An 18,404-nucleotide genomic window follows, 5' to 3' on the forward strand; every position below is an offset into this window, starting at 1 on the left:
TTGTTTGGATGCTCATTTGGGGACGGGGTCGGAATAAGCAGGGCAACTGCCCTACCTGCTCATTTCGACCCGTCCCCAAATGTGCACGTCGGGTGATATGCAGAGGCGGGATCGTTTTATGCAATCACGTCTGCATACTTTGAACCCGTCCCCAAATGAGCGCAAATGAGCGCTAATTTGCCATGCGGAAGGCCTTCTCGTCTGCTTTGGGCGGCTGTTCGACGAGCTCTTCCAACCAGATACGGCACCGCAGGCGCCGATAGTTGTTATGCAGGGTATCGAGATGCCGGATGATGCCCGCGGGCGGTCCTTGAATCTCCATGTCGACCGAGCCGTCGGGCAAGTTCTCGACCCAGCCGGTAAGACCGAGGTCGCTTGCGATGCCGGCGTTGTTCCAGCGAAAGCCCACGCCCTGCACGCGCCCGGTAAAGCGCAGGTAGAAGCGACGGCAAGGTGGCTCGGCTGCATCGAGTTCGCCTTGCAGGCGCTCGATAAGTCCCTGCTCGAGGGGGCTGCGCGCATCAGCGGGGTTGTCCCCGTCATCGGCAACCGCGGCGGGGTTCACAAACGGGTTCTCGCGAAGGCGGTCCCAGATTCCCATGATGCCTCCAATCGGTAGCGCACTTTAGCGAGCGTCTGCGGGAAAGACGATGCCCGCCTGGCGGCGCGCCTCATCCATAAGGGCGATCGAGGTGAGGGTCACGTCGCGGAAGTACCCGACGGTGCCAAACGGGCCGGCCGCCGCGTCGAGCAGGTCCGCGCCCGCGCGCACCGCCTCCACCGCCGCTACAAAGTCGGCGAGCTCGTATGCCATGGTGTTCGCGCAGCCGGGGAGCTCAAGCTCACGGCTGTGTGCGCCCTCGGCGGGACGCACCTCCTTGGCGGCGCCGCGCAGCGCCCGGCCGCGGTAGTCGATGCGCGCCTGCATGGGGACGGATACGCCCGCAAAACTGAGCGTCGCCTCTTCGCCCTCGATCTGGCAGGGGAGGTTGTCGTTGGTGATCTTGGCGTAGCTCAGCGTGGCGGACATATGCGGGTAGCGGGCGACGATGGTGCCCGCACCGTCGAGCGCGCCCGCGGTGAGCTCGCGCGTGTCCTCGTCGAGCAGGACGGGCGTGCAGGTTATGGCGTCCGGCTTGCCAAAGAGAGCGATGAGCGCCTCAACGCAGTACACGCCGATGTCCATAAGCGCGCCCGAGGCCATCCGGCAATCGAAGATGTTGGTCTGCCGCCCGGCAAGAATCTCGTCGTAGCGCGAGGAGTACTTGCCAAAGCGCAGGTCCGCGCGGCGAATGCGGCCGAGCTCGCCGAGCGCGTCCCGCACCGCCCAAAAGGCGGGGTCGTGCACCGGGCGCATGGCCTCGAGCGCGACGACGCCTGCATCGCGCGCCGCGTCGAGCACCGCCTTGGCCTCGCGCTCATTTGCGCCGAGGGGTTTCTCCACCATCACGTGCTTGCCGCCCGCGATGCACGCGAGCGCCTGCTCGGCGTGGAGGGCGTTGGGGCTACCGATGTAGACGGCATCCACCGCGTCGCTCGCCGCAAGCTCGCCCAGGTCGCTGAAGGGGAGTGTGCCGCCGCGCTCGGAGGTGAAGCTCGCCGCGCGCTCGGCGTTGCGCGAGAGCGTGCCCACAAAGACGGCGTCTGCGCTCTCGTTCACGACCTCGATGAAGTCGCTCGTGATCATGCTGGTGCCGATGGTGGCGATGCGAAGCATGGATGAACCCCCGTTCGGTCTCGGTCCCGCCGGCCCTGCCTATCAGTCCGCGTCGTCTGCGGTAAAGCCGGCGTCTTCGCTCAGTCTACCCGAATCTGCGGCGGTCGTTGCGAGCTCGTCGCAGCGCTCGTTCTCCGGGTGGCCGGCATGGCCCTTCACCCAGGTGAACGTGACCGTGTGCGGCTCCTTGGCAGCAAGCAGGCGCTGCCAGAGGTCGATGTTTTTGACGGGCTTTTTGTTTGCGGTCTTCCATCCGCGGCGGATCCAGCCCTCGATCCAGTGCTGGTTGAAGGCGTTGACCACGTACTGCGAGTCGGAATGCACCTCGACCTCGCAGGGACGGTTCAGCGTCTCGAGCGCCACGATGACCGCCATGAGCTCCATGCGGTTGTTGGTGGTGAGGCGGTACCCGCCCGAGAGCTCGCGCGTGAACGTCTCTCCCGCGCGGTTGGTGTAGGAGAGTATCGCGCCAAACCCGCCGTTGCCGGGGTTGCCGCGCGCCGAGCCGTCGGTATAGATCGTGACCTTCACGAAGCCGCCTTTCTGTACGCGCCCCGCCCGTGTGGGGTCGCGCCCTGTATTATCCCCCAGAACCGCCCGGCGAGACAAACGCCGCGCCTTTGCACGGGGCTTACGGTGCGCTTGCGGGCTCCTGTTGGGCGCGCGCTAGCCTAGATGCATACGACGAAAGGGGAGGGACATGTCGATCATCGCTGCCGGTGTGCTCATGGCGGGAGGTATCGCGGCGCTTCTGGCGTCCGATTGGGCGCACGCGCTCGAGGATGCCGCGGACGAGGTCTCCGTAGAGGAGGACCTCCAGCGGTAGGGCCGCGCGGCCTTGCGCTCCCGCGGCCCTGCGCGCCTTGTGTCCGTCTTGCACCGCGCGGTACACTTGCGGGCGACGTCCGTCGTCCGAGGAGGGCTATGCAGTACCGCACCGACCCCAAGACCAACAACCGCATCTCCGCCCTCGGCCTGGGGTGCATGCGCTTTCCCGCTACCGTGCCGGGGCGCCCGGATGCCCGCGCTGCCGAGACCATTATCGCACGCGCGGTCGAGCGCGGGATAAACTACCTCGACACGGCCTACCTCTACCCGGGAAACGAGGCGTGCGTGGGCGCTGCGCTCGAGCGCTTGGGCCTGCGAGATAAGGTGTTTCTCGCCACGAAGCTCCCGCACGGGTCCTGCAAGCGCCCGGAGGACTTCGACCGGTTCTTTACCGAGCAGCTGCGCCGCCTGCGCACGGACCGCATCGACTACTACCTCATCCATAACGTGACGAGCCCTGCCCAGTGGGAGCGCCTGCGCGCGCTCGGCATCGAGGCGTGGATCGCGCGCCAGAAGGAGGCGGGGCGCATCGGCGCCATCGGCTTCTCCTATCATGGCAGCACCGGCGACTTCACAACGTTGCTTGACGCCTTTGCGTGGGACTTTTGTCAGATTCAGTACAACTACGCCGGTGAGAACTACCAGGCGGGCACAGCCGGTCTCAAGGCGGCTGCGGCGCGCGGGCTTGCGGTGTTTGTGATGGAGCCGCTTCTGGGCGGTAGGCTCGCCGGCAAGCTGCCTCCCGATGCTAAGCGCATCCTCGAGGGGGCGAGAACCGACGTGCTCGACACGCCGGCCGCCTGGGGGCTCGCCTGGGTGTGGGACCACCCCGAGGTGACGATGCTGCTCTCGGGCATGGCGTCGCCCGAGCAGGTGGACGAGAACGCCCGCACTGCCTCCGGCGCGCTTGCGGGCGGCCTCACCGAGGAGGAGCATGCGGTTATCGAGCGCGTACGCGCCGTCTTTGAGCGGGCCAACCGCGTGCCCTGCACCGGCTGCAACTACTGCATGCCCTGCCCGCAGGGAATCAACATCCCGGGCTGCTTTGCGGCGTACAACGCCTCGTTTGCGCACAGCTGGTTCACGGGTGTGGCGCAGTACTTCACGGCGTCGGCCATCAGAAGCGGGCATCCCAAGCTCGCGACCAACTGCGTGCGCTGCGGTGCGTGCATGCGGCATTGCCCCCAGCACATAGAGATTCCCGACCGCCTGGACGATGTGCGTCGCCGTCTCACGCCGGGGCCGGTGGGGGCGGCGCTGCGCCTGCTTGCGCGGTGCGATCGCTAGAAACAGAGATTAAGGATCTGCCATGTTCTATGTAGGATGCCATCTCTCCATCAGCCAGGGCTTTGAGGCCATGGGGCACACGGCGTTATCGATCGGCGCCAATACCTTTGCGTTCTTCACGCGCAACCCGCGCGGCGGCAGCGTGCGCGAGCTCGATCTGGAGGATATCGCGCGCCTGCGCAACCTTATGGACGAGCACGGCTTTGGCCCGCTCGTGGCGCATGCCCCTTACACGTACAACCCGTGCTCCGCTAAGGAGCGGGCACACGAGTTTGCGCTCGAGGCCATGGGCGAGGACCTCCGCCGCATGGAGGCGCTGCCGGGGATGTACTACAACTTCCATCCCGGCGCGCACGTGGGCCAGGGCGTGGAGCGTGGCATCGAGCTCATATCCGACGTGCTTTGTCAGGTGATGTTTGAGGGCATGCGCACGCGCGTGCTTCTTGAGACCATGGCGGGCAAGGGAACTGAGGTGGGGAGCCGCTTTGAGGAGCTCGCCACCATCATCGAGCGCGTGGAGGCGGCCCGCCCCGAGTTCGCGGGAAACCTTGGCGTCTGCCTCGATACATGCCACGTGAGCGATGCGGGTTATGACATCGTGCACGACTTGGACGGCGTGCTTTCTGAGTTCGATTGCGTGGTGGGGCTCGAGCGCCTCTGCGCGGTGCATCTCAACGACTCCAAGAACCCGGTGGGTGCGCACAAGGACCGGCATGCCTGCCTTGGCGAGGGCTATCTGGGCAGCGCCGAGCTGGGCGGCGGCTGGGATGTGCTTGCCGCCGTGGTGAACCACCCTGCGCTCGCGCATCTCCCGTTCATTTTGGAGACGCCCAACGACCTCGATGGCTATGCGCGCGAGATTGCGGAGCTGAGAAGGCTGCGCGCCTAGGCGAGGATGCCCGCCTGCTCCTTTACGGTAAGAACGCGCAGGACGCTCTCGTCGATGCGCTCCTTGGTGATGGTGCCGGCGTTGACGGCATCGAGGACGCCCTGGTATGCGGCGTTGAGATCCTCGGGCATGAGGAGCATGTCGCCGCCTGCCTGGAAGAAGCGCACTGCGGCGTCCGCCGGACCGAAGTTCTGCGTGATGGCGCCCATGGAGAACGAGTCGGTGATGATAACGCCCGTGAAGCCGAGCTCGCCGCGCAAAACGTCGGTGATCATCACCTGCGAGAGCGATGCGGGCAGTCCGTCGGCGGCGAAGTTGGGGGTCTCGATGTGGCCGACCATGACGAAGGGACAGCCGGCCTCGATCGCGGAACGGAAGGGGGCAAACTCGCAGGACTCGATCTCCTCGCGGGAGCGCTCGGCGTAGACGGCACCGGTGTGAGAGTCGCCGGCGGTGTCGCCGTGGCCGGGGAAGTGCTTGACGCAGGGGAGGGTGCCCGTCTCGAGCATAGCCTCGACCTCTGCGGAGACCATCGAGGCAACGAGCTCAGGGTCAGACCCAAAGGAGCGCACGCCGATGGCGGTGTTGTTGGGGTTGGTGAGGACGTCGGCATCGGGGGCGAAGTCGAGGTTGAAGCCGATGTCGCGCAGATAGGTGCCGATGGACGTGCCGACCTCCGCCGCCCGGGCGGGGTCACCCGTGGCACCGATCTCTGCCATGTTGGGGAACGTGGGCACGTCGAAGAGCCCCGACTTGGCGACGCGAGCGACGAGTGTGCCGCCCTCCTCATCGACGCCGAGGAACGGCGGGATGCCGGCACCCGCGGCGCGGCAGAGCTCGTCGGTGCCGGAGAGCAGGTCGCGGACCTGCTGGGCACCGGTGAGGTTCTGGGCGAAGTAGATGAGGCCGCCCACCGGGATGCGCCCGAGGGCCTCGGCCGTCATGGAACCGGCGACCGTCGCCACGGAGGCGCCGGTGAGCTTCTCGGGCGTGACGCAGAAGAGTTGGGCGACCTTCTGCTCGAGCGTCATCTTCTCAAGCGTGCGCTCGGCGAGCGTAGGTTCGGGCTCGGGTTCAGGCTCAGGCTCGGCAGGGGTTTCCTCCGTACCGGGGTGGTCGGAGATCTCGGGCGTTTCGCCGCGCTCGGGCAGGACGCTCTCCAAGATATCGCAGCCTGCAAGGAGGCCGGTGGCGGCGACTCCGCCCATGGCGACAAGGCCGCGGCGCGTAATGGTCGAACGATGCATGGCTTCCCCCTTCCCCGAGCGTTTGCTCCCCAACGCTCTCATAATCCGTCTCGCTGCACAAGAGGTGTCAACGCCTTGTTGCGCCGTTTTGGCGTCGCCGGCGCTGCGCCGGTGTCCTAGAGCGCGCTTTGGTAGATGGCGCGCGCGTCCTCGAGTGTGAGGGTGGCAAACGTGCCAAAGCGTTCGCCGCGCGTTACCTTGAGGCCCTCGAGCAGCCGGTCGATGTCGCCCTCGGTGATGCCGAGCTCGCCCAAGGTGCGGGGCATGCCGAGCGAGACAAAGAAGTCCTGCAGCTCGTCGATGGCGGCCTCCACCGCATCCGCCACGGCGCGCTCGGGCGTGATGTCCTCGTCGATTCTGGAAAGATCATCCACCTCAGGGTCGACGGGCTCGATGCCAAAGACCTCCTCGGCAAACGTCAGGAAGCGCTCGGGATGCTCGCCCCACACGTAGCGCATCCACGCGGGGAAGACGACCGCAAGGCCGGCGCCGTGGGTGATGGAGGTGTCGAGGGCGGAGAGCTCATGTTCCATCCCGTGGCACGTCCAATCGCCGTCGCGCGCGCCGGGGACGTTGAGGCCGCAGCCCGCGAGTCCGTTGTGTGCGAGCGTGCCCACCCACATGAGGTTCGCGCGAGCGTCGTAGTCGCGCGGGTCCTCCATGACGCGGGGCGCCGCCTCCATCGCCGCGCGGATGAGCCCGCAGGCGATGTGGTCGGTCACCGGCACGGAGGGCTGCCCCGAGAAGAAGCGCTCCATCACGTGGCTGATCATATCGGTGATGCCAGCGGCGGTCTGGTACGCCGGCAGCGTGAAGGTGAGCTCGGGGTCCATGATGGCTACGGCGGGGCGGTTGAGATCGGTGTTGACGCCGCACTTCATGCCCAGCTCGTCGTTTGAGATGACGCACGAGTCCGATGCCTCGGAGCCAGAGGCGGGGATGGTGAGCACCGCTGCCGCGGGAAGGGCGCGCGTTGCGGTGGCACGCTTGCAGAAGAAGTCCCACACGTCACCCTCGTAGGGTACGCCGAGCGCGATGGCCTTCGCAGTATCGATGACAGACCCGCCGCCCACGGCAACGATGGCGTCGACCGACTCGCCGCGCGCCGTCGCGATGCCCTCGCGCACGAGGGCCACTTCGGGGTTGGGGCGCACGCCGGCAAGCTCGGTATGGGCAATGCCCGCCGCATCGAGCGAGCTCAGCGCGCGCTCGAGCGTGCCGGTGCGCACGACCGACCCTTGGCCGTACACCACAAGCACGCGCTTCCAGCCCTGTGCGGCAAGCGTCTCGCCCGTGCGGTCGCAGGCGCCGCGCCCAAAGACAAAGCGGGTGGGGGAGTAGAAGTTGAAGTCGTTCACAAAAGCCTCCTCGACGTAAAGGGTCCCCAAGAACAATACCCCAAAGCGCTAGGCTACGACCTCGAGCTCGCGCAGGTCGTCGAGGGCGATGGTCGTCTCGACGATGGTGAGGGTTCGGTAGATAAGGTCTATGCGCGCCACGCACCCGGTGAGCTCGACGTAGGCGTCGCGGTCGTAGTAGACGGCGTGCACCACCTGACCGCGCGCGAGGCCGGCGAGGGTCTCGGAGAGGGAGCGCGCCTCCTCGTCGGTGAGCTCGTGACGGGGCTCGATAACGCGCTCCTCGGCACGTACGAGCTCGTAGTAGCCCCTCAGTGCCGCGAAGGGCATGAACTGGGCCGCGCGGTCGGCGCGCACACGTCCACTCGCGGTCAGGCGCCTCTCACTCATGGTGTCCTCCCACCTGCTCGTTGCGCTCGCGGGCGGTGCCGGCATCGGTCAGGCTGATGCCGCGCACGAGGGCGTTCTTGCCAAACTTGCTTTTTACGGCCACGACGGCGCTCGCAAGGTCGTGCTCGCGCGCGTCTGCCTGCGTATCGGTAAAGAGGTCGACGGTCGCAAACTCCTCGGGCATGAGGTTGCCGAGGCCGACATTGATGCGCCGTATCCGCCGTGCGGGGTCGACCGTTTCTGTCCAGAGCCGCTCGAAGTGGGCGAGGAGCTTTCTGCGCGAGTTGGTCCGCTCGCCAATCTTGCGCGACCCACCCGCGTGTCCAAACTGCCTGCGCGCGCCGACCCGCCGTGTGCCGTGCTCGCCGCGAAAGACCTCGCCCGCATCGGTGCCCGGTGCAGGCGGCATCGCGCCATCGCCCGGACCGCTCCCGCCGTGCGCGCCCTCGGACCCCGCGCCGACAAGGTCCGCGCGGGCGTAGCCCACATAGAGCGAGATGTGGTCGCACACTTCGCCGCGCTCCACGAGCTCGAGGGCCGAGGCGTCCACCATCTCGCGCAGGACCAGGTGCGCCTCATCATGGGTGTAGTCGCGCGGCAGGACCTGCCCGTTCACGTAGGAGCTCTCGTCCGGTCGGTAGGCCTGTATGTCGGCGATCGTGGTGGGCTCGCGTCCAAAGGCGTGGTCGATCAGGTACTCGGCATTGACGCCGAGCTCGCGATAGAGGATCTCCTCGTCGAGCGCCGCCACGCCCATGAGGTCGTACACGTGGTACTTGGCAAGGCGCGCCGCGATTCCCGGGCCGATGCCCCAGATATCGGTGATGGGGCGGTGGGGCCATATCTCGCGCCGAAAGCTCTCCTCGGTAAGCACGCCGATGTTGTCCGGCACGTGCTTGGCGGTAATGTCGAGCGCAACCTTGGCAAGAAAGAGGTTGGGACCGATGCCCGCTGTGGCGCAGATGGAAAAACGGTCGCGCACGCGTGCCATGAGCATCTCGGCAAACGCGCGCGGCTCCACCCCGTAGCGCCCGAGGTAGGGTGTGGCGTCGATAAAGCACTCGTCGATGGAGTAGGGGTGGATGTCTGAAGGGCTCACGTACTCCAGGTACGTGCCGTAGATTTTGGCCGATACCTCCATGTAGTGGCGCATGCGCGGGCGCGCCATGATGGTGGTGGCGAGGATTTCGTCGGGAATCTCGAACACGCGGCAGCGGTTGCGGATGCCGAGCTTCTTTAGTGCCGGCGTGATGGCAAGGCAGATGGTCGTGTTGCCGCGGCTGGGGTCTGCCACCACGAGGTTGGTGGTAAACGGGTCGAGCCCGCGATCGGCGCACTCGACGCTCGCATAGAAGGTCTTGAGGTCGATGCAGAGGTAGCAGCGCGTATCCTCGGCCGTATCAAGCGGCTCGTCGGCGTCTGGCGCAGGCATGGGCACGGGCACGGTCTCTACCACAGGACACCTCCTCACACTGAACGTATGTTCGATAATAGACGCTCGCCCGGACAAGGTCAATCCGGTAACGCGGCTAATCTTGTCCGCACATGCGCTAGAATGGGGGCGTCTATGCAACGAGGCGTCTTCGCGCCGCTTTTCGGTAGAAAAGACCCGTAGCAAGGGAGGATCATATGTCCTGTGTTCCCGCACCGATCGATGCCACCCAGACGGAGGCTTGGGCGGCCCTGAAGGCCCATTACGAGGCCCTTCAGCGTGACGGCATCAGCCTTAAAGATTGGTTTGCCGCCGACCCCGAGCGCGTTGAGAAGCTCACCTTTGACGTGAACGACCTGCGCTTTGACCTCTCCAAGAACCTCATGACCGACGAGACGGTGAAGCTGCTCTGCGACCTTGCGCGTGCCACGAACGTCGAGGAGCGCCGCGACCAGATGTACGCCGGCGTGCATATCAACACCACCGAGGACCGTGCCGTGCTGCACACCGCGCTCCGTCGCCCGGAGAGCGAGATCGGTACCATCATGGTCGATGGCCAGGACGCCGTGGCAGACGTTCGCAACGAGCTCTCCCGCATGTACGCCTTTGCCGAGAAGGTCCGCTCCGGTGAGTGGAAGGGTGTTACGGGCAAGCGCATCGAGCACCTCGTCTCCATCGGCATTGGTGGCTCCGACCTCGGCCCGGTCATGGTCTACGAGGCGCTCAAGCCCTTTGCCGACGCCGGCATCGACTGCCGCTACATCTCCAACATCGACCCCAACGACATGGCCGAGAAGGTCAAGGGGCTCGATCCCGAGACCACGCTCGTCATCATCGTCTCCAAGACGTTCACCACGCTGGAGACGCTCACCAACGCGCGCGAGGTGAAGGCCTGGATGCTCGCCAAGCTGGCCGAGCAGGGCGCTATCGACGGTTCCGACGCGCAGAATGCCGAGGCCATCGCCAAGCACTTCGTTGCCGTTTCCACCGCGCTCGACCTTGTAGCTGACTTTGGCATCGACCCCGAGAACGCCTTTGGCTTCTGGAGCTGGGTCGGCGGCCGCTACTCGGTCGACTCCGCCGTGGGTCTCTCGCTCATCGTCGTGTACGGCCCCGAGCGCTTTGAGGAGTTCCTCGCCGGCTTCCACGCCATCGACGAGTACTTCCAGAACACCCCGCTCGAGCAGAACGCCGTTGCGCTCATGGGCATGCTGAACGTGTGGTACCGCAACTTCTTTGGCGTCTCGAGCCACGCGGTGCTGCCCTACAACCAGTATCTGCACCGCTTCCCGGCCTACCTCCAGCAGCTCACCATGGAGTCCAACGGCAAGCAGGTCCGCTGGGACGGCACGCCGGTTACCTGCGATACGGGCGAGATCTTCTGGGGCGAGCCCGGCACCAACGGCCAGCACGCCTTCTACCAGCTCATCCACCAGGGCACGGCCATGATCCCGGCCGATTTCATCGCCTTCGTGAACACCGAGAACCCCTACACCGACGGTGACCAGGATGTGCACGAGCTGTTCCTCGGCAACTTCCTCGCCCAGACCAAAGCGCTCGCCTTTGGTAAGACCGCCGACGAGGTCCGTGCCGAGGGCACGCCCGAGGAGATCGTGCCCGCGCGCGTCTTCACCGGCAACCGCCCGACCACCTCGATTTTTGGCGATCGTCTGACCGCCTACGCGCTCGGCGAGCTCATTGCCGTGTACGAGCACATCACCTTTGTTGAGGGCACGGTTTGGGGCATCGACTCTTACGACCAGTGGGGCGTCGAGCTCGGCAAGCAGCTTGCCAAGCAGATTACGCCTGCGTTCCACGACGACGCCGCTCTCGCGGAGCAGGATGCGTCCACCAAGTCGCTTATCGAGTTCTATCGCGCGCACCGCAAGTAAACGGCGCAACATAGCCTGATGCAGGGCGGCGGCACTGAAGACGGTGCCGCCGCCCTATCCGTTTGCAGGGGAGTCATACGGGCACTGGTACACCAAAAATAGGACAACATATAACGTCTGCAGACAAATATCGACCGTTCACCGGTATCTAAGATGTTATAAGACGTTTTAAATTTCGGGCTGCTATAGTTCATATCGTCATATAACGACTGTTCCAAAGGAGGAACACTATGGCAGAACTCGAGACCATCCAGTTGTCCAAATTCGACATCGATGAGTATCTCAGGGACGGTGATGCTACGGTCGCGGCATGCGCCGAGGCCAAGGCAGTTGCCGATGAGATTCACGAGCAGGGGTATGAGAACATCTTCCTGCTTGGCATCGGCGGCACCTATGACGAGCTCGACATGGTGCGCTACTTCATGAACAAGTACTCCGAGGTTGAGGTTCACCTCATCAACGCCGCCGAGTTCAACGTCCTTGGTAACAACCGCCTCAAGAAAAAATCCCTTGTGGTGACTGCCTCCGCCTCCGGCGATACCAAGGAGATCGTCCGCGCCGTCGACGCGATCGTCAACCAGGGCATTCGCGTCGTCGCCTTCACGCGCAATGACACCCCGCTTGGCAAGCTTGCCACCAAGGTCATCGCCGCCCCCGTTGCTACGGGCCGCTGCGACTTTACCTATCTGCTGTTCGATGCCTTTGCGCTGCGCCTCCTCAACCTGCGTGGTGACTTTGATCGCTATGACGACTTCATCGCCCAGACGAAGAACATCTTCCACGACCTCGTGGACATCCGCATCAAGTTCGAGCCCCGTGCCGAGGAGATCGCGCGTCAGTTTGCGCACGAGCCCTACACCATCTTTATCGCTTCGGGCGCCCTCTGGGGTGAGAACGTGCTGTTCTCCATGTGCGTCCTCGAGGAGATGCAGTGGATCCGCACCCGCGCCGTCACCTCTGCCGAGTTCTTCCACGGCACCCTCGAGCTCGTCGAGCCCGGCGTGCCGGTGATTCTCACCAAGGGCGAGGACGAGTGCCGCGAGCTCGACAACCGTGTTGAGGCCTTCTGCCGTCAGTACACGGATAAGTTCGCCGTTATCGATACCGCTGAGTTTGCCATCGACGGACTCGATCCGGAGTTCCGTCCTCTGGTCTCTCCGATCATCGCTGCCGCGACCCTTCACGAGCGTCTGTCCAAGCACTACGAGACCGAGACCAAGCACAACCTCGCGTATCGTCGCTACTATCGTCAGTTCTCGTACTAACAGATGGGGGAGGTGCCTTGCATGCGGCATTTCATCCTGGCTACCCACGGACGCTTCGCCGCAGGCATTCGCGAAAGCCTCGAGTTAGTCTTCGGCGCGCAAGAGGGTATCAGTACGATATGCGCTTTTGTCGATGGGGCGAGTGATATCCATGCTCTTGTCCAGGATGCCTTGGACCAGAAGCCGGAAGACGTCGACATCGTGGTGTGCACGGATATCTTTGGCGGCAGCGTGAATAACGAATTCCTCAATGCGTTGCCCAGCCATCCGCGGGTCCATCTCGTTGCCGGAATGAACCTGCCGATGCTCATCGCCTTGTTTCTCTCGCCCGAGCCCGACACCGCGGCGCTCATTCGCTCGGTGCTCGCATCGGACGACATCAAGCCCCGCTATTGCAACGACGAACTCCGCGCCGCTGCAGATGAGGATGAGGAATTCTAAACGAGAGGAGGGTCCTCATGATCAAACTCGTACGCGTCGACCATCGCCTGCTTCATGGCCAGGTTGCCGTATCGTGGGTCAACGGCATCGGTGCGGATTGCATTCTTGTCGCGAGCGACACGGTGGTAAACGATCCGGTGTGGAAGACCACGCTCAAGCTCGGCAAGCCGGCGGGCTGCAAGCTCGTCATGAAGAACATCGCTGATTCCATTACGGCGATCAATAGCGGCGTGACCGATAAGTACAAGCTTATCGTGGTTGTTCAGACCATTGCCGATGCAAAGCGTCTGGCAGATGGTTGCCCCGTCATCACGAGTATCAACCTGGGCAACACCAAGGAGAGCGCTACTACCAAGCAGGTGAGTCGCCAGATTTTCTTGGAGCCTGACGAGATTGAGATGCTACGCGAGCTCGATGCCCGCGGCGTTGAGTGTGAGATCCGCCCCATGGCGGCTGACACTAAGACAAACGTCATCCCGCTTCTCTAACCCTGCGGCGGCCGGGTGTCATGATCTCCCCGCGCTCGGCCGCATCTCTTTTCATTCTGTCTCTTCAAGTAAACCAATTCTATTGAAAGGAGAAAGCCATGCTGATGCAGGCTTTGCTGGTCGGTCTTGTCGCGGCCTTTGGCACGCTCGACACCGCGCTTGGAACCAGCTACCTTCAGCGCCCCATCGTGCTTGGTCCGCTCGTGGGCCTCGTGCTGGGCGACCTTGAGACGGGTCTTGTCATCGGAGCGAACCTCGAGCTTCTGTTCATGGGCGCAATCTCTGTCGGCGCCTACATTCCGCCCGATGTCATCACCGGCGGCGTTCTTGCGACCGCGTTTGCCATTTCCACCGGATCTGGCCTTGAGGCGGCTTACGCCCTCGCGATGCCTATCGGTCTTGCAGCACTCGGTATCAAGAACGTGTTCTATGCGATTCTTCCGCTCATCCTTCCTTTGGCCGATCGTGGTGCAGAAGAGGGGAACGACGGCAAGATCAAGCTCACCTATGTGCTGCTCGGCCTCTTTGGTAAGACCATCTGGACCTTCTCGCTGACGTTCTTCGCGTTTTATCTCGGTTCTGAGGCCGTTACTGCTGCGCTCAACTCTGTACCGTCGTTCGTGTTCGACGGCCTGGGTATCGCTGCTGGCATCCTTCCCGCCATGGGCTTCGCGATGCTCATGCGCATGATCGTCAACAAGAAGCTAATCCCGTTCTTCGTTGCGGGCTTTGCGCTGGCTGCTTACCTTAACCTTTCCGTTCTCGCCGTTGCCATCTTCGCCGTCGTCATCGCTATCGAGAAGCTCGACTTCCTCGAGGAGCGCCCGATGGTCGCTGCAGCAGCCGCGGGTGTAGATGGAGGCGATGACGATGACTTCTAAGATGAACGACCAGGCAACGCAGGATGCCTACCAGGGCGATATTACCAAACAAGATCTCACCCGCATGGCGGTGAACCCGGGTGCCCTGGGCATGGAGTACTCCTGGAACTACCCGAAGCAGATGAGCGTCCCCTTCTGCCTCATGCTCAACCCGCTGCTGAAGAAGATCTACAAGAACGACCCCAAGGGCTATTCCGAGGCTCTGCAGCGCCATCTCGAGTTCTTCAACATCACCATGTACTTCGCGCCGTTCGTGGGCGGCGTGGTCGCTTCGATGGAGGAGCGCGTTGCGAAAGGTGAGATGGCACCCGAGGCCATCAACCAGGTGAAGGCGGCGCTCATGGGCCCGCTGTCCGGCATCGGCGATTCTCTCTTTTTGGGAACGCTGCGCGTGATTGCCGCTGCGGTGGGTATCAGCCTCGCAGTCAACGGCAACCCCTTTGGCCCGATTGCGTTTCTGCTCATTTACAACATCCCGACGTTCCTCACGCGTATCATCGGTGCGCACAAGGGCTATGAGCTTGGTGTCTCCTTCCTGACGAAGGCCCAGGAGAGCGGGCTCATGGACAAGGTCATCTATGCGGCGGGAATCATCGGCGTCATGGTTATCGGCGCTATGACCGTCACGATGACCTCGGTTTCCATTCCGATCGAGTTCGGTCAGGGCGAGAGTGTCCAGACCATCCAGAGCGTCCTTGACGGCATCCTCCCCGGCATGCTTGCTCTTATCGCTCTCGGTCTGTACTACTGGGCGCTGAGCCACAAGGTCAGCCCGATGGTTCTCATCATCATCACTATGGTGGTTGGCGTGCTCGGTGCCTTCACGGGCGTCCTCGCCTAGCACCAATACCGGTTTGCCCCTTACCGTGATTGCGTAGGGTGACGCGGCGGCAAGGTTCAATCTTCCGTGAACGAACCTTGCTGCTGCATTCTTATGAAGTCATCCTATAATGTATATAACGTGTTAGTTGGCATACCGCTGAAGGGAACGTTGCGCTATGGGTGCCAAGCTGCTTGAGGATTCTTCGACACCTCTGTACCAACAGGTTGCGAACGATCTGAAGACAACGATTGAAAACGGCATCTATCGGGTTGGACAAAAGATTCCCCCCGAGCCCGAGTTGAGCCAGCTGTATTCCGTGAGCAGAATTACCGTACGGAAGGCAATCGAACTTCTTGTTGAGGACGGGCTGTTGTCCAAGCGACAGGGCAAGGGCACGTTCGTCTGCCAGAGTGAGCCCTTGCGAAAGATTCGGGATGATCGCAGCTCAAAGGTCATGGGTTTTTCTGAGTCATGTCGCGCCAACGGGGTTGTTCCTGGCGCTGTGCTGCTCTCGCGCGCCGTCGAGCCAGTTCCAGAAGAAGAGCGACCGTTCTTCGGTCCGGACGTGGAACAGGTTATTTCCATCGATCGCGTCCGCACCGCCGACGGGCAGCCGCTCATGGTCGAATCCAATTTGTTTGCTGCGCTTGGCTTGGAGTTTTTGGAGAGCGCGCCCCTGGACGACTCATCGCTGTTCGATATCATCGCCGAGAAGACAGGCAGGCATGCGGTCCGAGGCAGTGCGCAGTCGCTCAACATCATGCTCGCTGACGAGCGCTTGGCAAAGCTTTTGAACGTCCCCATCGGAGAGCCGCTTTTTTACCTTCTCGGGCACTATCACGACCAGTTTGGAAAGCCTCTCTACGTGGGCAAGCAGTTCATTATCGGATCGCGCTATACCTTCACGATGTGATGCCGACTTCCCCGATGCGCCCGGGTCCAGGGCGCGGAAGGACAGTCAGTGTTATGGATACCGAATTCCCGTTTAAGGCCGTCATCTTCGATATGGATGGCGTCATTGTTGACTCCGAGGCGTTTTACCAAAGCGTACTTAGGCAATTCGTCACGTGGCTGGGTATCGATGTCTCCTCGGAGGAGCTTCTTGGCCTCATCGGAACGGCCCAGCAGGTGTTCGACAGGACGTTGGTCGACTGGTATCGCGCGGCGGGGGAGGGCGAGTACTCCGTCCCCGAGGCGAAGCGCCGTTATCGTGCATGGCGAAGCGCCATACCGTGCGACTATCACGATCTGATGTTCCCCGGTGTTCCCGAGGCAGTTGCGGGTCTGAAGAGTCGCGGCGTTCGACTTGCCCTCGCGTCCTCTTCGCCCCGCTCCAACATCAAAGAGGTCCTCTCCGCTTGCGGCATCTCTCGCTTCTTCGAGATCATCGTCTCTGGCGCCGAGCTCAGGGAGAGCAAGCCGAATCCCGCTATCTATCTGCATACGCTCAAGCTTTTGGGCCTACCCGCCGACTCGTGCTGCTGTATCGAGGACTCCGTGCCGGGCATCACAGCGGGAAAGCGCGCAGGACTCACCGTTATCGCGCGTCGAGAGGAGCGCTTCGGCTTTTCCCAAGACGCTGCCGATCTTGTGGTCGATCGAGTTGACGACGTTCTGCGCCCCGATGCGCTCGCAGCGCTTGGACGCCATCGCATCCGCTAGGTCTCGTGACCCGTCTCCGCAGTTTCGTTGGTTGCTGGCGCGATGCTTACCTCTGCGTAACGACCGCGTGGTACTATGGCGCCTGTTTGGAATCCAACAGGAAGGACAGCCGTGGCTATCAAGGCGATCGCGCTCGACATTGACGGAACGCTTACCAACGACGAGAAGGTCGTGACCCCGCGCACCAAGGAGGCGCTGTTTGCCGCCCAGCGCGCGGGCATCCGCGTCATCCTCGCCTCGGGGCGCCCGGTGCAGGGCCTGCGCGCCCTCGCGCGCGAGCTCGAGCTCGACCGCTACCACGGCCTTCTTGTCGCCTTCAACGGTGCGCACGTGGTAGATGCCGAGACCGATGAGGTCCTCTTTGATCAGCCCATGGCGGTGGAGGACATGCGTGCGCTTCTTGACCACCTGCGCAGCTTTGACGTCATCCCGTGGGTGACGGAAGGCGAGCATCTCTATGTTGAGGACGCCTACCGCTGCGAGATTCTCCACAAGGGCCGGCCCATCAACATCGTCAAGTACGAGCGCGACGCGTGCGACCTCAAGATCTGCGAGGTGCGCGATCTTGCCGAGGTGCTCGACCATCCGCAGGACAAGATCCTGACCGCCGGCACGGATACCTACCTCGCCACCCATTGGGAGGAGATGTACGCACCGTTTCGCGACCGGCTCTCGGGCATGTTCACGGCGGACTTTTACTTTGAGTTCATGGCGCCCGGCATCAACAAGGCGCATGCGCTCGCCGGCGCGCTTCCCAAGCTCGGCATCGACGCCGCTGAGGTCGCGGCGTTTGGCGACGGTCAGAACGACGCGGCCATGATCGCATGGGCGGGCACGGGTGTTGCCATGGCAAACGCCATCGACGAGACCAAGGCGGTTGCCGACATGGTCACCGCTTCCAACAACGAGGACGGCATCGCACTCGCCCTCGAGAAGATTCTGGGGTAGGGCATGAGAGACGACTTTCCGTTTGCCGCCGTCATCTTCGACATGGACGGCGTGATTGTTGATACGGAGCGCTATTACTGGGACGAGCTGCGCATTTTTGCAGACCGCCTAGGTATCGATGTGACCGATGGGGAGCTTGACGCGCAGGTCGGCCAGTCCACGCAGGCGTTTTTGCGCATGCTCGTCGACTGGTACGAGCGCGCAGGTCGAGGTCGTATGACCGTTGACGAGGCGTCCCGCACCTATGACGCATGGGCCCAGACGCAGGAATGCGACTACGCGGCGCTGCTGAACCCGGGCGTGCACGAGGGCATCGCCGGCCTCAAGGAGCGCGGGGTGCGTGTGGCGCTCGCCTCGTCGTCGCCTCTCGACAACATCCACGCGGTGCTGGCGGCGTGCGGGCTCTCGGACGCGTTCGAGGTGATTGTCTCGGGCGTGGACTTCACCGAGAGCAAGCCCGACCCCGACATCTACCTCCATACGCTCGCCAAGCTCGGCCTTCCCGCTGGGGCGTGCTGCTGTATCGAGGACTCGGTCCCGGGCATTGCGGCCGGCAAGCGCGCGGGCCTTACCGTGTTTGCCAAGCGCGAGGAGCGCTTTGGCTTCTCGCAGGACGCGGCGGACGCCATCATCGACCGCGTGGACGACATTCTGGACGCGGCGCCGCGCCTGTTTGGGTAGGTTTTGCCAGATTGAAGACATTCGATGCGGAAATGGGCATCAAGTTGTCGTGTTGGCGGGTACACCGGTGGCATGGCTTCGCGACAGCTGCGGAAACGGCTGGATTTGAAACGATCTATGTGACGCCTGGAGAATTTGATGCCCATTTTAGGCGTGAGCCTGCGACCACGTGCTT

20 protein-coding genes are annotated in these 18,404 nt (G+C 63.2%); 13 read left to right on the top strand and 7 right to left on the bottom strand.

Annotated elements, in window-relative coordinates; genetic code table 11:
- Positions 1-172: 172 nt before the first annotated feature.
- Genes B5F89_RS00590 through rnhA form a run of 3 tightly spaced genes read right to left on the bottom strand, consistent with a single transcriptional unit; the run spans position 173 to position 2,248 of the window.
- Positions 173-601 carry an acylphosphatase gene (locus B5F89_RS00590; protein ID WP_087429867.1) on the bottom strand — a complete coding sequence of 143 codons (429 nt, stop codon included), beginning with the start codon at positions 599-601 and terminating at the stop codon, positions 173-175.
- Positions 602-625: 24 nt separating this feature from the next.
- Complete coding sequence (locus B5F89_RS00595; protein WP_087429868.1) at positions 626-1,717, bottom strand: Gfo/Idh/MocA family oxidoreductase; 1,092 nt, start codon at positions 1,715-1,717, stop codon at positions 626-628.
- Between the two features lie 42 nt (positions 1,718-1,759).
- Positions 1,760-2,248 carry a ribonuclease HI gene (gene rnhA / locus B5F89_RS00600; protein WP_087429869.1) on the bottom strand — a complete coding sequence of 163 codons (489 nt, stop codon included), beginning with the start codon at positions 2,246-2,248 and terminating at the stop codon, positions 1,760-1,762.
- Between the two features lie 169 nt (positions 2,249-2,417).
- Here rnhA and B5F89_RS10275 point away from each other — a divergent pair, with 169 nt between their 5' ends.
- From B5F89_RS10275 to B5F89_RS00610, 3 genes are all read left to right on the top strand, one after another.
- Positions 2,418-2,543 (top strand): hypothetical protein, encoded by a 126-nt coding sequence (locus B5F89_RS10275; protein WP_255375140.1) that lies wholly within the window; start codon positions 2,418-2,420, stop codon positions 2,541-2,543.
- Positions 2,544-2,641: 98 nt separating this feature from the next.
- Positions 2,642-3,832 (top strand): aldo/keto reductase, encoded by a 1,191-nt coding sequence (locus B5F89_RS00605; RefSeq protein ID WP_087429870.1) that lies wholly within the window; start codon positions 2,642-2,644, stop codon positions 3,830-3,832.
- 22 nt (positions 3,833-3,854) lie between these two features.
- On the top strand, positions 3,855-4,721 hold the full coding sequence (locus B5F89_RS00610) for a deoxyribonuclease IV (RefSeq protein ID WP_087429871.1): 867 nt from the start codon (positions 3,855-3,857) through the stop codon (positions 4,719-4,721).
- On the opposite strand, the gene B5F89_RS00615 is transcribed toward B5F89_RS00610, so the two are convergent.
- The 4 genes from B5F89_RS00615 to B5F89_RS00630 all read right to left on the bottom strand — a co-directional run bounded on the left by B5F89_RS00615 (position 4,718) and on the right by B5F89_RS00630 (position 9,148).
- Positions 4,718-5,968 (bottom strand): glycoside hydrolase family 3 protein, encoded by a 1,251-nt coding sequence (locus B5F89_RS00615; protein ID WP_087429872.1) that lies wholly within the window; start codon positions 5,966-5,968, stop codon positions 4,718-4,720. The two genes, B5F89_RS00610 and B5F89_RS00615, sit on opposite strands and share 4 nt — an antisense overlap.
- A gap of 116 nt (positions 5,969-6,084) precedes the next feature.
- On the bottom strand, positions 6,085-7,326 hold the full coding sequence (locus B5F89_RS00620) for an iron-containing alcohol dehydrogenase (protein ID WP_087429873.1): 1,242 nt from the start codon (positions 7,324-7,326) through the stop codon (positions 6,085-6,087).
- A 48-nt stretch (positions 7,327-7,374) separates the two neighbouring features.
- Positions 7,375-7,716 carry a hypothetical protein gene (locus tag B5F89_RS00625; RefSeq protein WP_087429874.1) on the bottom strand — a complete coding sequence of 114 codons (342 nt, stop codon included), beginning with the start codon at positions 7,714-7,716 and terminating at the stop codon, positions 7,375-7,377.
- Positions 7,709-9,148 carry a DNA repair protein gene (locus tag B5F89_RS00630; RefSeq protein WP_087430109.1) on the bottom strand — a complete coding sequence of 480 codons (1,440 nt, stop codon included), beginning with the start codon at positions 9,146-9,148 and terminating at the stop codon, positions 7,709-7,711. Before B5F89_RS00630 ends, B5F89_RS00625 begins: the two co-directional genes overlap by 8 nt.
- Positions 9,149-9,345: 197 nt before the next feature.
- On the opposite strand from B5F89_RS00630, the gene pgi reads away from it, so the two are divergent.
- From pgi to B5F89_RS00680, 10 genes are all read left to right on the top strand, one after another.
- Positions 9,346-11,040 carry a glucose-6-phosphate isomerase gene (gene pgi, locus B5F89_RS00635; protein WP_087429875.1) on the top strand — a complete coding sequence of 565 codons (1,695 nt, stop codon included), beginning with the start codon at positions 9,346-9,348 and terminating at the stop codon, positions 11,038-11,040.
- 230 nt (positions 11,041-11,270) lie between these two features.
- Positions 11,271-12,305, top strand: a complete 1,035-nt coding sequence (locus B5F89_RS00640) for an SIS domain-containing protein (RefSeq protein WP_087429876.1) — start codon at positions 11,271-11,273, stop codon at positions 12,303-12,305.
- Between the two features lie 21 nt (positions 12,306-12,326).
- Positions 12,327-12,746, top strand: a complete 420-nt coding sequence (locus B5F89_RS00645) for a PTS sugar transporter subunit IIA (RefSeq protein ID WP_087429877.1) — start codon at positions 12,327-12,329, stop codon at positions 12,744-12,746.
- A gap of 17 nt (positions 12,747-12,763) precedes the next feature.
- Positions 12,764-13,234, top strand: a complete 471-nt coding sequence (locus tag B5F89_RS00650) for a PTS sugar transporter subunit IIB (RefSeq protein WP_087429878.1) — start codon at positions 12,764-12,766, stop codon at positions 13,232-13,234.
- Positions 13,235-13,332: 98 nt separating this feature from the next.
- Complete coding sequence (locus tag B5F89_RS00655) at positions 13,333-14,115, top strand: PTS sugar transporter subunit IIC (protein WP_087429879.1); 783 nt, start codon at positions 13,333-13,335, stop codon at positions 14,113-14,115.
- Positions 14,099-14,956, top strand: a complete 858-nt coding sequence (locus B5F89_RS00660) for a PTS system mannose/fructose/sorbose family transporter subunit IID (protein WP_087429880.1) — start codon at positions 14,099-14,101, stop codon at positions 14,954-14,956. Before B5F89_RS00655 ends, B5F89_RS00660 begins: the two co-directional genes overlap by 17 nt.
- A 157-nt stretch (positions 14,957-15,113) precedes the next feature.
- Positions 15,114-15,851, top strand: a complete 738-nt coding sequence (locus tag B5F89_RS00665; protein WP_087429881.1) for a GntR family transcriptional regulator — start codon at positions 15,114-15,116, stop codon at positions 15,849-15,851.
- 53 nt (positions 15,852-15,904) lie between these two features.
- Complete coding sequence (locus B5F89_RS00670) at positions 15,905-16,600, top strand: HAD family phosphatase (protein WP_087429882.1); 696 nt, start codon at positions 15,905-15,907, stop codon at positions 16,598-16,600.
- A gap of 111 nt (positions 16,601-16,711) precedes the next feature.
- Entirely contained in the window at positions 16,712-17,548 is an 837-nt protein-coding gene (locus B5F89_RS00675) for a Cof-type HAD-IIB family hydrolase (RefSeq protein WP_087429883.1), read from the top strand.
- A gap of 3 nt (positions 17,549-17,551) precedes the next feature.
- The gene (locus B5F89_RS00680; protein WP_087429884.1) at positions 17,552-18,229 is read left to right on the top strand and encodes an HAD family phosphatase; all 678 of its coding nucleotides are present in this window, start codon (positions 17,552-17,554) and stop codon (positions 18,227-18,229) included.
- Positions 18,230-18,404 lie beyond the last annotated feature (175 nt).

The organism is Collinsella sp. An307, assembly GCF_002161805.1.
Taxonomy (GTDB): domain Bacteria; phylum Actinomycetota; class Coriobacteriia; order Coriobacteriales; family Coriobacteriaceae; genus Coprousia.

Excerpts from the sequence above, each read along its gene's own strand:
- B5F89_RS00590 (WP_087429867.1), bottom strand. The coding sequence starts at position 601 with ATGGGAATCTGGGACCGCCTTCGCGAGAACCCGTTTGTGAACCCCGCC.
- B5F89_RS00595 (WP_087429868.1), bottom strand. The coding sequence starts at position 1,717 with ATGCTTCGCATCGCCACCATCGGCACCAGCATGATCACGAGCGACTTC.
- B5F89_RS10275 (WP_255375140.1), top strand. The coding sequence starts at position 2,418 with ATGTCGATCATCGCTGCCGGTGTGCTCATGGCGGGAGGTATCGCGGCG.
- B5F89_RS00605 (WP_087429870.1), top strand. The coding sequence starts at position 2,642 with ATGCAGTACCGCACCGACCCCAAGACCAACAACCGCATCTCCGCCCTC.
- B5F89_RS00610 (WP_087429871.1), top strand. The coding sequence starts at position 3,855 with ATGTTCTATGTAGGATGCCATCTCTCCATCAGCCAGGGCTTTGAGGCC.
- B5F89_RS00615 (WP_087429872.1), bottom strand. The coding sequence starts at position 5,968 with ATGCATCGTTCGACCATTACGCGCCGCGGCCTTGTCGCCATGGGCGGA.
- B5F89_RS00625 (WP_087429874.1), bottom strand. The coding sequence starts at position 7,716 with ATGAGTGAGAGGCGCCTGACCGCGAGTGGACGTGTGCGCGCCGACCGC.
- B5F89_RS00630 (WP_087430109.1), bottom strand. The coding sequence starts at position 9,148 with ATGCCTGCGCCAGACGCCGACGAGCCGCTTGATACGGCCGAGGATACG.
- pgi (WP_087429875.1), top strand. The coding sequence starts at position 9,346 with ATGTCCTGTGTTCCCGCACCGATCGATGCCACCCAGACGGAGGCTTGG.
- B5F89_RS00640 (WP_087429876.1), top strand. The coding sequence starts at position 11,271 with ATGGCAGAACTCGAGACCATCCAGTTGTCCAAATTCGACATCGATGAG.
- B5F89_RS00645 (WP_087429877.1), top strand. The coding sequence starts at position 12,327 with ATGCGGCATTTCATCCTGGCTACCCACGGACGCTTCGCCGCAGGCATT.
- B5F89_RS00650 (WP_087429878.1), top strand. The coding sequence starts at position 12,764 with ATGATCAAACTCGTACGCGTCGACCATCGCCTGCTTCATGGCCAGGTT.
- B5F89_RS00655 (WP_087429879.1), top strand. The coding sequence starts at position 13,333 with ATGCTGATGCAGGCTTTGCTGGTCGGTCTTGTCGCGGCCTTTGGCACG.
- B5F89_RS00660 (WP_087429880.1), top strand. The coding sequence starts at position 14,099 with ATGACGATGACTTCTAAGATGAACGACCAGGCAACGCAGGATGCCTAC.
- B5F89_RS00665 (WP_087429881.1), top strand. The coding sequence starts at position 15,114 with ATGGGTGCCAAGCTGCTTGAGGATTCTTCGACACCTCTGTACCAACAG.
- B5F89_RS00670 (WP_087429882.1), top strand. The coding sequence starts at position 15,905 with ATGGATACCGAATTCCCGTTTAAGGCCGTCATCTTCGATATGGATGGC.
- B5F89_RS00680 (WP_087429884.1), top strand. The coding sequence starts at position 17,552 with ATGAGAGACGACTTTCCGTTTGCCGCCGTCATCTTCGACATGGACGGC.